Raw genomic sequence first — 14292 nt, forward strand, 5'->3', positions numbered from 1 at the left:
ACACACCCCCTATCCCGAAAACGCGCCGGCTATCCGACTGAGCCGTCAGCCGTCCTCCTCCACCCGCACCGTGCCCGCGGTCCCGTCGATCGTGATCAGCTGGCCCGTCTTGATCTCGTGTGTGGCGTTGCGGACGCAGATGACCGCGGGGATGCCGTACTCCCTGGCCACGGTGGGACCGTGTGCCACCGGCGACCCCGTCTCGGTCACCAGGCCCGCCGTCGTCATGAACAACGGGGTCCAGCCGGGATCCGTCGTAGGGGCCACGAGGATCTCGCCCGGCTCGATGTGCGCGCCGGCCGGGTCGCGGATCACCCGCGCCCTGCCGGTCGCCCGGCCGGCGGCCCCTGCCATCCCGGTCAGCACACCCTCTTCCACGGGTCCCCGCGGGGCGAGCGCCTCCACGTCGGTCCCGTCCGACAGGAGGGCTCCCGGGACGGTGGGTCGCCGCAGCTCCCGCTCGTACTCGGCGCGGCGCGCCGCGACCAGGTCCCGATGGTCGGCTCCCTCGTGTACGGCGGCGCGGGCCTCGAAGAGGTCGAGGAACATGATGTCGCCGGCGCGCTCCAGCAGGCCGCGCGCGGCCAGGTCGGTTCCGATGAGCAGGAGTTGCCGCCGCGCGGCCTGGATCGCCGGCAGCCAGGCGAACTTCCCGATCTCCCGGAGCCCAGTGAGCTTGCGCGAGCGGCGCATCAGGAACGTCGCGAGCCGGGCGCGTACCGGTCTCGTGCGCCGCGCTCGCCGCGCCAGCGTGTCGATCATCTGCTCCGCCTTCCGGGCGGCCTGCTCGAACCGCCGGTCGGGCGCCTGCTCGGGGTCGTCCACGCGAAGGTAGTTGGCGATCGTGGCGAAGAGGGGAGCGGGGTCCTCCTCCCAGCGGGGGATGCCGACGTCGATCTCGGCGGCCGCGCGTATGCCGTACCTGTCGAGAAAGCCGGCCATCCCGATGTCGGGGAGGCCCCCCGCGTGATACCTCGCGGCGAGCTCCTCCGGCGGGGTGCCGAGGAACAGGTCACGGTGGTCCCGCGCGTGAACCGCGATCCTCCAGAGGGCGAGATCCATCTCCGTGGTCACGTTGTACGGCATTCCTCCGAGGACGACGTCCAGCTCGTCGTCGGCGGCAACGCCTTCGAGCAGCCCGGACGGCGCCGTGCCTGCGACCATCCCGGCTATCAGCGGCCACACCAGCCGCATCATGCCGGGACCCGTGACCGCTTTGTGGGAATCCTCGATCACCCAGCGGAGCCGCTCGGCAGACGTGGCCGGCTCGACCGGCGGCGTGATCTGGCGCCTGATCTCCGCCACGGCGCGATAGGCCCTGGCCCGGCCGGTGTCCGGACGCGCCAGACTCCGGACGATGCCGGCGATCGCGCCGGGCGCCAGCCGTGCCGTCATCTTCACGGCATTGCCGAGATGGAACGGCAGGCCGGGCCGCGGGGCGAACCGCGGATCGTCCAGCATGCGCTCCACGGCGCCCTGCACCCGCGGGCCGTACACCTGCAGAGAAGTCCCCAGCCGCCTGCGCATCGACGTGTTACGCATGAAGTCGGTCAGATCGAAGTAGAGCCGCCCGCCGATGGGGACCAGCCGAGGCAGCGGATCGCGCGGATCGATCGAGGCGCCCACGGCCGTGAACCACATGCCCGAGCCCGTCTTGAGTAGCGACACCCCCATCGGCGTGGTCGGCCTGAGCATCCCTTGGAGGTGGCCGAACTCGAGGTAGAGCCGCATGTCGCCGGTGTCGGGCGGGGCCGGGAACAGGGTGGTGATCGGACGGGACTGCAGCAGCCACAGCGTGCCGTCCGCATCGATCGCCCACTCGATGTCCTGCGGCGAGCCGAAGTGCTCTTGCAACCGCCGCCCGGCGTCCCGCAGCTCGTCGAGTTGCTCCTCGCCGAGGCACCCGTCGCCGTCCGGCACGGCCGGCGCCTGGTGGCCGAGGACGTAGTGGTCGGGGACGACGGTGCCCTCGACGATGGCGGTGCCCAGCCCAGGGGCGGCGTCGACGACCATCTCGGTGCGGCAGCCGCTGATCGGGTTGGCGGTGAACAGCACACCCGCGACCACGGGGTCGATCATGCGCTGGACCACCACGGCCATGGAGGCGTCCTCGATGCCCGCCGTGGCGCGGTAGGCCACAGCCCGTTCGGTGTGCAGGGAGTCCCAGCACCTGCGGACCGCATCGATGAGCGCATCGGCGCCTTCGACGTTGAGATAGGTGTCCTGCTGGCCGGCGAAGCTGGCGTCCGGCAGGTCCTCGGCGGTGGCGCTGGAACGCACGGCCACGCGCCCGCCGCCGAGCCGCGCGTAGGCGGCGATCAGCTCACTCTCCGGGAGATCTCTGGAGGTGTAGGACTCGACGGTCAGGCAGAAGCCGTCCGGAACCCGCTCGCCCGCCTTGATCATCTCGCCGAGCCCGGCGGCCTTGCCACCCACGAGATCGATCATGGAGGAGTCGATCTCAGATAGATGGATGAGTTTCATCCCGTATCCTCCTCGCGGCCTCTGCGTAGATCTCCAGTGAGCGGAGGACGACCTCCCGCTCCTCCTCCGTGAAGTGATTCCAGAGCGCCATCTGCACGTCGACCCGGATCTCCAAGCTCCTGCGCAGCAGCGCTGCCCCCTTCTGGCTCTGGCGAATCCTGCGCACTCGGCGGTCCGTCTCGTCCTCGTGCCGCTCGGCCAGTCCGCGCCGGACGAGCGAGTCAACGAGGCGGCTGGTCCACGAGACCGAACGCCCGATCAGGGCGGCCAGCTCCTTGACGGTCGGCGCGGTGTCCCGGTCGAGCACCTGAAGCAGGACGCGATCCAGCGCCCGCAGGTCGTCGCCCTCGTACATCCGCGTCAGCGACGGCAGCAGGTCGCGCTGCATCGAGGTGGTCACCTCGATCAGGCGTTGCCGGAAATTCATGTGCTCACCCACACTAGTTGCTATCTAGCAACTAAATTAACCCACTGGCGGGCTTCCGGGACCGTCTGCCCTTGCGCTTTTTTCAGGGATATTTGGAGCTTCAGCGGACCGCAGGGTGCGGGGAGCTCTGCGTCAACGCGGCTGGGCGGCCGCGATGACGCCCTTCACAGCCTGGTCGACCCGTGCGGCGGCCTGTTCCGGATCCGGCTGACCGGAGTCGAGCCAGGCGATCACGGCCTCGATCGTCAGCGTGGGGATCAGACGGGAGGCCCACTCCAGCCAAGGACCCGCGGGGACGCGCTGGGCCAGGTTGTGCCGGGCGATCTCGGCCGAGGCCGTGGTGATCGAGTCGATCAGCTCGCGGAACTCCGGCTCCCGCGCCGCGTGATGGAACAGCAGCCGGAAGGCGTCCGGATCGGCGGCGGCGGCCCGCAGCAGCGATGGAATCGAGGTCTCGTCGAAGTCGTCCTCGCCCACGGTCTCGACCAGTCGCTGGCAGGCGCGATCCAGCACGGCGCGGTAAAGGTCGGCCTTCGAGTCGAAGTGCCGATACAGCAGCGCCCGCGTCAGGCTCGCCTCCCTGGCGACGTCGTCAAGGCTCGTGGCGGCATAACCGGAGCGGGCGAAGGCGTGCGTGGCCGCATCGAGAATCTGCTCCCGCCGCTCTGTCCTGCGCAGCCGGCGCACCGGTGTCTGCCCGCTGGTCGTCATGTCGTCCTCTCTTGTGGAATCCACAGTCTATAAGTAGCTTTGTATACATGGAAGACTACAAAAGGGCGTCTACCAAGGAGAGTGGCATGACGACTGCTTTCCAGCTGCCCTTCGAACAGCCGGGACCCCTGCAGCCGGCACCGCTCCTGCGCCGGCTGCAGGAACAAGGGCCGATCCACCCCATCCGCACCGCCGTCGGTGATCCGGCCTGGCTGGTCACCGGATACGAGCTGGTGCAGGCACTGCTGGACGACGACCGCCTCGGCCGCTCCCACCGCACGCCCGAAACGGCGTCCCGTACGGGCAAGTCGGCTCTCTTCGGCGGTCCGCAGGGCGGCTTCGACACCGAACAGGCCGATCACCGGCGGATGCGTGCGTTGCTGCAGCCGCACTTCTCCCCCAAGCGGATGCGGGCACTGCGCCCCCGGGTGGAGGCCCTGACCAGCGCGCTCCTGGATGAGCTGGCAGCCCAGGAGCCGCCCGCCGACCTGCACGGGGCGCTGGCGGTGCCGCTGCCGATCGCGGTGATCTGTGAGCTGCTCGGGGTCCCGTACGACGACCGGGCGCAGTTTCGCGCGTGGACCCAGGCCGCGGCCGACGTCACCGATCAGGCGCGCTCCGAGCAGGGGCTGGCCGAGCTCTTCGGTTATGGCCAGCGGTTGGTGGCACGCCGACGGCGCGAAGGCCGGATCAACGACGGCGAAACGGATGTGATCAGCCGCCTGGCCATGACCGAAGGGGTCAGCGACGACGAGGCGGCCATGATGGGCATGTTCCTCCTGTTCGCCGGCCACGAGACCACGGTGGTCGCGATCGGCATGGGTGTGCTGTGGCTCCTCGCCAACCCTGACCAGTGGCAGGCGCTCATAGCCGACCCGTCCGGGATCGACGTGGCCGTGGAGGAGATTCTGCGGGCCCCAAGGCTGGGCGGCGGTGGCATTCCCCGCTACGCCCGCACGAGCATGGAAATCGCGGGTGTGCGCATTCACGAGGGAGACCTGGTGCTGCTGGACACCGGCGCGGCCAATCACGACGCCGGGGTCTACACCGAGCCTTACCAGTTCGACATCGCTCGCCGTGAGGCCGGTCATCTCAGCTTCGGCCACGGCGCCCGATACTGCATCGGCGCCCCGCTGGCGCGGCTGGAGCTCGGCGTCGTGTTCTCCCAGCTCATCGCCCGCTTCCCCACGCTGACTCTGGCCGTAGGCGTGGAGGAGGTGCATGTCGACCCGCGGGTGCTCACCGCCGGGCTGACCGCACTTCCGGTGAGCTGGTGAGCGCCGTGACACCGGCAGGCGTGAGCCGCCCGTGAACGCGTGAAATTCGCGGATTCAGACGTTGATCAGCCAAATCCCCGGCTGAATCGAGTAAGGATCCTTCTACGAATGGTGATGGCATCTGGGCGGCCTCGCGGGGACGCTGCGAGCTTCGCCATATGCGATCTCGAGTGCGCCTGTGGCTGGCCGTGGTTGTCGCCGGAGCCGTGATGCCGTCGACGGTATTCACCGATGCTCACTCGGCCGGCATGATTCCCCTGGTCAACCCCATAGTCGGCAATGAAGGCTTCCTCGTCATGGTCGAGGGGGACGCGGAACTGGTGAGGAACGAATCGGAGGGACCCATCGCCATCGGCGGCGACCTCGTCGCCGGCGGCTCGTACAACGTGGCGGTCCACAATCCAGGGACCTTCGTCGTTCCCGGCGACACCCGGCCCAGCGCTCTCGTGGTGAACGGTTCGATCGACTTCGGCGACAGCTCGCCCTTCGGGATCGTACGGGTGCTGAACAACGGCTACGTCAAGATCGGCGACCTGGGCGGCGCAGAGGTCTCCTCAGTGGACCAGAACGGAGCTGCCGCCCTCACCCAGATCACGTCGGATGCCGGCCGTGACACGACCCCGAGGATCGAGCTGTCGGTGAGCCAGCCGGAGGATTCCGTCGGCCCCGTCCAGGTGATCGACTTCGACGCCGTCTTCGACCAATTCCGCGAGCGCAGCACCGGCCTGGCCGCGTGCCCGAACGACGTCACCCTGCTGGACGGAAACGAAAATTCCTTCCCCGATCAAGACGCCATTCCATCGGGCAGCACTGTCAAGATCCGCTTGACGCCGGGGGCTCAGAATGTGCTGAACATCAACTCGGCGACCCTCAACCACATTTCCACGCTCACGTTCCTGAATTCGCCGTCCGCCGACACTCCGTTGCTGATCAACGTCGACACGAGCGACGTCGCTGATGAATTCACCTGGGTAGCGCCCAACATGGCGGCCATCGGCTTCGAGCAGGCGCGCTACATCCTGTGGAATTTCCCGACCGCCGACTCGATCACCCGCTCGCCCAGCGGCGCCGCAGTCGAGGGCACCGTCTACGCTCCCGATGCCGACTTCCACGACGAGGGCACCTCCAACATCGAGGGCAACATCATCGTCAGTTCCCTTACCCAAAACCCGAACGGCGCCGAATACCACGACGCCTCCTTCGCCGGCGACCTGACCCCATGTACCGACCCGGCGGATCCCGAAGATGATCCGACAGACCCTGACGATCCAACCGATCCCGATGATTCGACGGATCCTGACGATCCGGCGGATCCTGACGATTCGACGGATCCTGACGATCCGGCGGATCCTGACGATTCGACGGATCCCGATGATTCGACGGACACACCGACGGTCGCTGAAACCCCCGATACCGACGACGGTGGCCGCGACGCCGACGCCGACGCCGACGCCGACGCCGACGCCGACGATCTCATCCACGGCGACGCCGACGCCGGCGGAGCGCCGCAGGGGCACATGCACGAGAAGCACGAGACGTACGAGGACGAGCACGAGAAGCGCAAGCAGGAGCAGGAGCAGGAGCAGGAGCAGAAGCACGCGTACAAGCTCGACAACCACGACAAGCACGCGAAGCACGCGCACAAGCACGCCAAGCACCCGCACAAGCACCGCAAGCATCCGCGCAGGCACGAGAAGCACACGCTTCACGGGCTAGCATGATCACCATGCCGTCTCCATCACGTCTCGAAGAAGCGCAACGTCTCCTTGGGCAGATGGATCCCAGGCGAGAATCAGGTGCCTGAACGGCAGCTCCCCCGGAAGGAGAACTTCATGATCGACACTGACGTGCCGCACTCCGCTCGCATCTGGAACTACTGGCTGGGTGGCAAGGACAACTACGAGGTCGACCGGATCGCGGGGGAGGAGTACAAGAAGATCTTCCCCGAGGTCGTCGAGCTCGCCCGGGCGTCCAGGGCGTTCCTTGCCCGGACCGTCACCTACCTGACCGAGGAGGCGGGCATCAGGCAGTTCCTGGACGTCGGCACCGGCCTGCCGACGGTGGACAACACCCACGAGATCGCCCAGCGCATCGCCCCCGAGTCGCGGATCGTCTACGTCGACAACGACCCCCTGGTGCTGGTCCACGCCCGTGCCCTGCTGGTCGGCGCGCCGGAGGGCGCCACCGACTACATCGACGCGGACGTGCGCGACACCGAGACCATCTTGACGACCGCCGCGAAGACGCTGGACTTCGGCAAGCCCGTGGCGCTCAACCTCAGCGGCATCATGGGCCACATCGCCGACCTGGACGAGGCTTTGTCGATCGTCGCCCGGCTGATGGGCGCCTTGACGCCGGGCAGCTATCTGGCACTGAACGACGGCACGAACGTCCACAGCGCCGCGGGGGCGGAGGCTCAGGAGCAGTACAACGACAGCGGCGCCGTGGCCTACATTCAGCGCACTCCCGCGGAGATCGCCCGCTTCTTCGACGGCTTGGAGCTGGTCGAGCCGGGCGTGGTGACGGTCAACCACTGGCGCTCGGACGGCCGCGAGCTCGACGCCTACGGCGGGGTCGGCCGGAAGATGTGAGCACTGTGCGGGTGCAGGGAATGACCTTCATCCGGCGGGCCGGCGCGTGGCAATGCGCGGTTCAGCCCGCCGGACGGCCGTCACGGTGTCCAGGCCGGATCGCGGCCGATCATGCCGAGCAGGCGGTCGAACTGCGGGGCGTCGTCCGCCACGGCCACCGGCGGGCCGAAGGCGCCGCGTTGCCTGCCCATCTCCACCATCTGCTCAGTGAAGTCCATAGCCCGTGAGAGCGCCGCCGGGTCCGGCTCGTACTCCTGCCCCGTGGCCCTGGCCAGATCCCAGGCGTGCACCACCATGTCGACGAGGTACATCTGGGCCAGCGCGGTCATCGGCAGGCCCATGGCGGGGCTGGTGCCCTCCCACGCCTCGGGCCGCGACCAGGCGCTCAGCATGCGCTCCGCGCGCTCGGGGAAGTCGCCCGCGTAAGGCCCTTGCTCGATGCTCGGCCCTTTGCGACCCAGCGACTCGAACATCTCCGCCACCCACTCGAGGTGGTTGATCAGGTCCTTGACGTCGAACTTCACGCAGGGCGTCGAGAGCCCGAACTGCTCCTGACGCACCGCGCGCACCACTCCCGCGGTCCGTTCGGCGGCGCGCGTCATCAGCGGCATCATGTCTTCCATGGCAGCCATCGTGTCCCGCCAGCCCTCAGGGCGGCTTGTAAAAACGCGACAGCGCGGCTGGGTCAACCCATATGCGGGGCTCAAGGCCTTCGATTACATCCGGCAGGCGCCATCGCCCGAGATTTCGGCGTATGTGGAGCACTTCTGGGTTGTCACGTGGACCGACCTCGCCGAGCCGTACGAACAGCGCATCGTCTCGCACCCCACCGTGAACCTGACCATCACCGAGGACTTCCACCAAGTCGCGGGAGTGATCAAGGGAGGGTTCTCCTACACGATGCGCGGCAGCGGCCGCGCGCTCGGCACGCGCTTCCGCCCCGGCGGCTTCCGGCCGTTCCTCGGCGGCCCGGTGTCCGAGCTGACCGGCCGCTTCACGGAAGTCGGCGAGATGTACGGCGCGGCGGGCGCGACCCTGGTCGAGCAGGTCGTGGCCGAACCCGACGCCAGGGCCGCCATCGCGCACGTCGAGACGTTCCTGCTGAGTCTGGGGCCGGAGCAGGATCCGCTGACGGACGAGGTCGCGGCACTGGTGGCGATGGCGGAGAACGACGTGTCCATGACCAGGGTCGATGAGCTGGCCGCCCGATCAGGGCGGTCGGTGCGCTCGCTGCAGCGGCTGTTCCGGGAGTATGTCGGCATCGGCCCCAAGTGGGTGATCCGCCGCTTCCGGCTGCACGAGGCCGCGGAGCGGGTCTACCAGGGCCTCGACCTCGCCACGCTGGCCGCGGAGCTCGGCTACACCGACCAGGCTCACTTGACGCGCGACTTCACCGCCGCGGTCGGCATGCCACCCGCGGCCTACGCCCGGCTCAGAGATCAGGCCTGAACCCCACGTCCACTGATCCCGGCAACCTGGCGCCTCCACGCGGCGAAGAGCGTCACCGTGGAGTCGATGATCTTACGGTGAGTGGTTAAGCTGCGTCACGGTGAGATCGCGAGCGGGCGACTGCGAGGTGTCGGGGTGGCGGGAGAGGCGGCGCGGCTGCTGGTGCGGTTCGGCCGCCGGTACGCGGCCGCCGTGCGTCTGGCGACGCTCGTCCCCATCTGCGCGATCGCCCTGTTCCGCGCCCCGCCCGAGCACGTGGCGGCCACCGCGGTGGCGGCCGGCATCGCGGCAGCCTGGACCTGCGGATATGCGTGGTGGCTGCGGCCGGGCCAGGGGACCGCGCCGGTCGCCCTCGACGTGGTCGTCCTGCTGGGTCTGTGCGCGAGCATCTTCTGGACCGACGCCGTCGAGGACCGCAACACGGGGTGGCTGCGGCTCCTGATCACCTTCGCCTGCGTGACGTGCCAGTGGCACACCCCGCCGCTCGCGGGCGGCGTGGCGGCGTTGGCGGCAGGAGGCGGTGCGGTGGCCCTCCTCACCGCGGCCGGAGCGGTGCAGGTGGACAGCACCCTGGTTACTGGGGTGATGTGGGCGATACCGGCCGCCGCGCTGTCCAGAGCGGCCTGGGTGCTCGTCCACCGCGCCGCGCAACGGGCCGACCGGATGGGGGCCGAGGCCGCGCGGGCACATGCCGATTCGCTGGTGGCCGCGGCCATCCGTGCCGAGGAGCGTGAGCTCGCCAACGCCTTGCACGACACCGCGGCGACGACCCTGCTGATGGTCGGCATCGGGCAGGTGCGGTCGGACGAGGACTGGCTGGCGCCGCAGGCACGCCGCGATCTGGACAGGCTGCGCTCCGACGACGGGCGCGCCCCCCGGCACGCCGACCTCGTCGACCTGTTACGCGCCGACCTCGACGCCGTGCAGCTGACCGTGGAGTTCGACGCCCCGGCGCGGCTGCGGCTTCCGTTCGAGGTCGCCAGGGCGATCGCCGACGCGGCGCGGGAGTCCCTCACCAACGTGCGCCGCCACGCGGGCACGACCCGGGCGACGGTCCTGCTGCGCGGGGACGCCCGGTCGCTGCGGCTCGACATCGCCGACCAGGGCAAGGGATTCTCGCCGGAAGACGTATCGGCCACCCGGCGCGGCCTGCGCGAGTCCGTGCGCGGCAGGATGAGCCGCCTTGGCGGCACGGCCACGATCACGTCGGCCGAGGGCCAGGGCACCCTCGTACGGCTGGAGTGGAGCGCCGCCGATGACTGACGTCGTGGAGGAGGGGGCGCGGGCGCAGCTGCGGCACGGGCTGCGGATCGCGACGCTGCTCGTCGCCGCGGCGACCGTGTTCGTGCTCGGCCTGGCCAACCTGCTGCCTCGCCTGGACGTCTATGAGTCGGCGCCGGCGCAGCTGGCCGCCTTCGCCGCGCTGGGGTCCGTGATCCTCGGCGAGGCGGTGCTCCTCGTCCGGGGGCGGGCGTGGGGCCGGCTGCGCGGGCCCGCCATCGCCGTGGTGCTCGCCGCGTCCGCGCTGTCGTATGCGACCCTGCCGGACGGGCGCACCTCGAGCGGCACGGACTGGATTTTCGGTGCCGCCAACTGGGTGGGCGTCGTCGTGCTGCTGGACCGTCCGCTGCGGTCCGCGGCGGCGTTCCTGATCGCCCACGAGCTCACTGCCCTGCTGCACTTGCTCCTGTTCGACGACCCCAGCCGGCCGGCGCTGGCCCGGTTCGCCACGGGCTCGGTGAGCGTGGTCGGCTTCCCACTGTGCATGGCCGTGGTGGCCGCCGTCCTGCGCCGCCTCGGCGCGGCCGCCGCGGCCTCCCGCAGAGAGATCGAGCGGGTACGCGTCGCCGAGGCCGTCGCGGCGGAGTCCCACCGCCGCAGGCGGCAGCGCTTCGCCGAGCTGTCCGTGGCCACCATTCCGCTGCTCGAAGGACTCGCCGACGGCTCGCTGCGCCCGGAGGACCCGGAGGTTCAGCGGCGCTGCGCCATCGAGGCGGCCAGGATGCGGCGGCTGTTCGCCGAGTCCGACACCGTCGAGAACCCGCTGCTCCACGAGCTGCGTCACTGCGCCGACGTGGCGGACCGCAAGGGCGTCGTGGTGGAACTGGACGCGCGTGGCCGATGGCCCGCACCGCCCGTGGCCGTACGGCGCGATCTCACCGAGGCGGTGCTCACCGTGCTCGCCACCGCCGTCTCACGGGCGCGGGTCACCGTCGTGGGCGGCGCGGACCTGGTGTCGGTCAGTGTCGTCGCGGACTGCGGCGAGGTGGACGTGCCGAGCCCGGCGACTCCGGGCGTACGGGTCAAGGCGTTGACCAAAGACGACACGGTCTGGATGGAGGTCACGTGGCAGCCGACGCTGCAGCGGACGAATTGATCACCGCGGTGATCGTGGATGATCACGCGGCCATCGCCGCCGGCGTCCGCTCCTGGTGCTCTGAAGCCGTGCCGCCGATCCATCTCGTCGACGCGGGGGACCGGCTCGGCGATGTCTGGACCGGACCGGGCGCCGCCGCCGACGTGGTGATCTTCGACTTGGAGCTGGTGCCGCGCAGACCGGACTTCGGCGAGCTTCGCAGGCTGGTCGACAACGGCAGGCGCGTGATCGTGTATTCGCAGCACACCGACGATGCGATCGCGATCAAATGCGTCGATCTCGGCGCGCTCGCCTACCTGACCAAGCGCGAGGGCCCCGACCATCTCGTACCGGCCATCCGGGCGGCAGCGCGGGGCGAGCCCTACACCGCGCCGTCGCTGTCCGGCGCGCTCATCGCCGACGACACCCCCGGCCGGCCGCGGCTGTCCCAGCGCGAGACCGAGGTGCTGCGGGCGTGGTTCGTGTCCTCGTCGAAGGACCTGGTCGCCGCGAAGCTCAACATCACCGTCAAGACCGTTGACACCTATATCGCGCGTGTACGGGTGAAGTACGCCAATGTGGGGCGGGCGGCCCGGACCAAGAGCGAGCTCGTCGGGCGTGCCCTCGACGACGGACTCATCACGCTCGCTGAGCTCAACGAGACGACGTCCCCGTTGTAGGGCGTTCACCGGACACCGGCGGGCCCTTCGTCTTCGTAGAGTGGCGGTCAGTCGCGGCCAAGCCGCGCGCGTGCCCGCCAGGACGAGGTGGCGGGCGATGACACCTCGGCGCAGCTCCGCGGCGGTTCACAGGGCAGGGAGATGCCTTTGCCGCGCAGGAGAACAAGGGGAGCGCTCCCGATGGAGCTGGACATCAAGATTCTCGGCCCGTGGCAGGTGCTCGCCGGCGGGGAGCCGCTGCGGCTGACCGGGCAGCGGCGGATCGGGGTGCTGGCCAGGCTCGCGATCAGCGCCGGGCAGCCGGTCACCGCGAAACAACTCATCACCGACGTGTGGGCGGAAAGCTGGGCCGCGACTGCCGACAAGCAGCTCCATATCGTGGTGTCGAAACTCCGGGAACTGCTCGCGCCCCACGCGGGCAGCGAGATCATCGAGACCGTTCCCGGTGGATATGTCCTCACCCTGCCCCGCGACAACATCGACGCCCACCTGTTCACCCGCCTGGTCCGGCGGGCACGTGCCGCCAGGACACACGAGGGTACGGCCGCCGCGGACAGCCTGTTCCGGCAGGCCCTCGCCCTGTGGCGGGGCACGGCGCTGGCCGAGGTGGGCGCGCCGTGGGCCCAGATCGAGTCCGCCCGGCTGGAAGAGGAACGCCTGGCGGCCTTCGAGGACCACGTCGACCTGCGCCTGGCCACCGGCGGTCACCACACGGCGGTGCCCGACCTCGTGCCCCACGTCGAGGCCAATCCCTTGCGTGAGCGTCCACGTGCTCAGCTCATGCTGGCGCTGTATCGGGCGGCCCGTCCGTCGGAAGCGCTCGAGGTCTATCAGGAGGCCCGGCGCGTCGCCGTCGCCGAACTGGGCATAGAGCCGGGTGCCGAGCTGCGGAGGCTGCATCGCGCCGTGCTGGCCGGCGATCCCGTGCTCGACCTGGCCACGCCCGCGCGGGAGACCGTACTCGGAGATCCGATCATCCCGGCCGAACTGCCCGCCGACACGCAGGCGTTCACCGCCCGCACCGACGAGGTCGCCTGGCTGCGCGAGGTGCTCACCCGACCGGCCCAGGGGGTGCCCGCCGTGGCCGCCATCGACGGTCCCGGCGGCATCGGCAAGTCCGCGCTGGCCGTCCATGCCGCACACGCCGTCGCCGACCGGTTCACCGACGGAGTCGTCTACGTCAACCTGCACGGGGCCACCGCGGGGCTCACGCCGCTCTCCTCGCTCGAGGCGCTGCGGCGGCTGCTGCGCTCGCTGGGGCTCGACGGCGCCGCCGTACCAGCGGAGCCGGACGAGGCCGCGGCTCGTTACCACTCGCTCACCGCGGCGTGCAACCTGCTTGTCATTCTCGACAACGCGCGCAATGCCGCACAGGTACGCCCGTTGATCCCGACCGGAGCGGACTGCGCCGTCGTCATCACCAGCCGCGATTTCCTCGGCACCCTGGAGAACGCGCACCACCTGCACCTCGCCGGCCTTGCCGACGCTGACGCCGTCACCCTGCTGGCGCGCACCGCGGGACCGGAACGTGTCCAGGCCGAGCCCGGGCCGGCAGCCCAGATCGTCCGGCTCTGCGGTGGACTGCCCCTCGCCGTTCGCATCGTGGGCGCCCGGCTGGCCTCCCGTCCCGGCTGGACCCTGGCCTGCCTTGCCGAGCGGCTGGCCGACGCCCCGCGCCGCCTCGATCTGCTCCAGTACGCCGACCTGGCCGTAGGCGCCGGCATCGCGCTCAGCCACCAGCACCTGCGGGAGGAACCCACCGGCCGGGACGCGGCGCGCCTGCTGTCGCTGCTCGGCGTGCTCGACGCGTCCACCCACACACCCGCGGCCGCCGCCGCGCTCGCCGGCTGGCCGGAACACCGGGCGGAGGCGGCCCTCGACCGCCTCCGCAACGCCGGCCTCCTCGAATCGGCAGGCCCCCGCCGCTACCGGCTCCACGACCTCATCCGCCTGTACGCACGCGAACAGGCGGGCCACGAGATCCCCGGGCCCGACCGCGCCGCCGCCGTCCACCGTGCCCTTCACCATTGCCTGGGGACCGCCATCACCGCCGGTACCTGCCTCCACCCCGCGAGCCGGGATCTTCCTGGCATCAAGGCGGACCGGCCGAGAGTCCCTCATGCTCCTGCGGGACGCGCGTCTGCGCACGCGTGCGGAGGTGGCCGAGGCGGATCATGAACATGCTCTGAACTTGTTCTTTATCCTCCGGATTGTTGTGCTGAGCGGGGTTTGATCGTTTCGGGGACAGCAAGACGGCCTTGAGTGATCATGTGCGGTGTCGAGTCGCTAGTGATCGCTACAAGGCCGTGAGGGTGAG

Annotated in this window: 12 protein-coding genes; 8 read left to right on the forward strand and 4 right to left on the reverse strand. The window is 70.0% G+C overall.

Annotated features, from left to right (window positions below):
- Positions 1-45 precede the first annotated feature (45 nt).
- The 3 genes from Q9G87_RS40995 to Q9G87_RS41005 form a co-directional block, all read right to left on the reverse strand.
- Positions 46-2484, reverse strand: coding sequence for a PEP/pyruvate-binding domain-containing protein (locus tag Q9G87_RS40995; RefSeq protein ID WP_305921991.1), 2439 nt, complete (start codon positions 2482-2484; stop codon positions 46-48).
- Positions 2462-2911, reverse strand: a complete 450-nt coding sequence (locus Q9G87_RS41000) for a MarR family winged helix-turn-helix transcriptional regulator (protein ID WP_305921992.1) — start codon at positions 2909-2911, stop codon at positions 2462-2464. The genes Q9G87_RS40995 and Q9G87_RS41000 overlap by 23 nt, the downstream gene beginning before the upstream one ends.
- 132 nt (positions 2912-3043) lie before the next feature.
- Entirely contained in the window at positions 3044-3646 is a 603-nt protein-coding gene (locus Q9G87_RS41005; protein WP_305921993.1) for a TetR/AcrR family transcriptional regulator, read from the reverse strand.
- A 62-nt stretch (positions 3647-3708) separates the two neighbouring features.
- Between Q9G87_RS41005 and Q9G87_RS41010 the strand changes: the two genes are divergently transcribed.
- The 3 genes from Q9G87_RS41010 to Q9G87_RS41020 all read left to right on the forward strand — a co-directional run bounded on the left by Q9G87_RS41010 (position 3709) and on the right by Q9G87_RS41020 (position 7490).
- A complete protein-coding gene (locus Q9G87_RS41010; RefSeq protein WP_305921994.1) occupies positions 3709-4899 on the forward strand; it encodes a cytochrome P450 in 1191 nt (396 codons plus the stop codon).
- 170 nt (positions 4900-5069) lie between these two features.
- The gene (locus Q9G87_RS41015; RefSeq protein ID WP_305921995.1) at positions 5070-6620 is read left to right on the forward strand and encodes a choice-of-anchor A family protein; all 1551 of its coding nucleotides are present in this window, start codon (positions 5070-5072) and stop codon (positions 6618-6620) included.
- A gap of 111 nt (positions 6621-6731) precedes the next feature.
- Positions 6732-7490, forward strand: a complete 759-nt coding sequence (locus Q9G87_RS41020; protein ID WP_305921996.1) for an SAM-dependent methyltransferase — start codon at positions 6732-6734, stop codon at positions 7488-7490.
- Between the two features lie 80 nt (positions 7491-7570).
- On the opposite strand, the gene Q9G87_RS41025 is transcribed toward Q9G87_RS41020, so the two are convergent.
- Entirely contained in the window at positions 7571-8113 is a 543-nt protein-coding gene (locus Q9G87_RS41025; protein WP_305921997.1) for a TIGR03086 family metal-binding protein, read from the reverse strand.
- Between Q9G87_RS41025 and Q9G87_RS41030 the strand changes: the two genes are divergently transcribed.
- The 5 genes from Q9G87_RS41030 to Q9G87_RS41050 all read left to right on the forward strand — a co-directional run bounded on the left by Q9G87_RS41030 (position 8112) and on the right by Q9G87_RS41050 (position 14153).
- A complete protein-coding gene (locus Q9G87_RS41030; RefSeq protein ID WP_305921998.1) occupies positions 8112-8939 on the forward strand; it encodes a helix-turn-helix domain-containing protein in 828 nt (275 codons plus the stop codon). The two genes, Q9G87_RS41025 and Q9G87_RS41030, sit on opposite strands and share 2 nt — an antisense overlap.
- An 81-nt stretch (positions 8940-9020) precedes the next feature.
- Positions 9021-10202, forward strand: a complete 1182-nt coding sequence (locus tag Q9G87_RS41035) for a sensor histidine kinase (RefSeq protein ID WP_305921999.1) — start codon at positions 9021-9023, stop codon at positions 10200-10202.
- The gene (locus tag Q9G87_RS41040) at positions 10195-11316 is read left to right on the forward strand and encodes a hypothetical protein (RefSeq protein ID WP_305922000.1); all 1122 of its coding nucleotides are present in this window, start codon (positions 10195-10197) and stop codon (positions 11314-11316) included. Before Q9G87_RS41035 ends, Q9G87_RS41040 begins: the two co-directional genes overlap by 8 nt.
- Complete coding sequence (locus Q9G87_RS41045; protein WP_305922001.1) at positions 11286-11975, forward strand: response regulator; 690 nt, start codon at positions 11286-11288, stop codon at positions 11973-11975. Before Q9G87_RS41040 ends, Q9G87_RS41045 begins: the two co-directional genes overlap by 31 nt.
- Before the next feature lie 180 nt (positions 11976-12155).
- Complete coding sequence (locus tag Q9G87_RS41050) at positions 12156-14153, forward strand: AfsR/SARP family transcriptional regulator (RefSeq protein WP_305922002.1); 1998 nt, start codon at positions 12156-12158, stop codon at positions 14151-14153.
- Positions 14154-14292: the final 139 nt, after the last annotated feature.

It is taken from the genome of Nonomuraea turcica (genome assembly GCF_030718205.1).
In the GTDB taxonomy this organism is placed as follows: Bacteria; Actinomycetota; Actinomycetes; order Streptosporangiales; family Streptosporangiaceae; genus Nonomuraea.

Coding starts and splice junctions, on each gene's coding strand:
- Q9G87_RS40995 (WP_305921991.1), bottom strand. CDS start 2,484: ATGAAACTCATCCATCTATCTGAGATCGACTCCTCCATGATCGATCTC.
- Q9G87_RS41000 (WP_305921992.1), bottom strand. CDS start 2,911: ATGAATTTCCGGCAACGCCTGATCGAGGTGACCACCTCGATGCAGCGC.
- Q9G87_RS41010 (WP_305921994.1), top strand. CDS start 3,709: ATGACGACTGCTTTCCAGCTGCCCTTCGAACAGCCGGGACCCCTGCAG.
- Q9G87_RS41020 (WP_305921996.1), top strand. CDS start 6,732: ATGATCGACACTGACGTGCCGCACTCCGCTCGCATCTGGAACTACTGG.
- Q9G87_RS41030 (WP_305921998.1), top strand. CDS start 8,112: ATGGCAGCCATCGTGTCCCGCCAGCCCTCAGGGCGGCTTGTAAAAACG.
- Q9G87_RS41025 (WP_305921997.1), bottom strand. CDS start 8,113: ATGGAAGACATGATGCCGCTGATGACGCGCGCCGCCGAACGGACCGCG.
- Q9G87_RS41040 (WP_305922000.1), top strand. CDS start 10,195: ATGACTGACGTCGTGGAGGAGGGGGCGCGGGCGCAGCTGCGGCACGGG.
- Q9G87_RS41050 (WP_305922002.1), top strand. CDS start 12,156: ATGGAGCTGGACATCAAGATTCTCGGCCCGTGGCAGGTGCTCGCCGGC.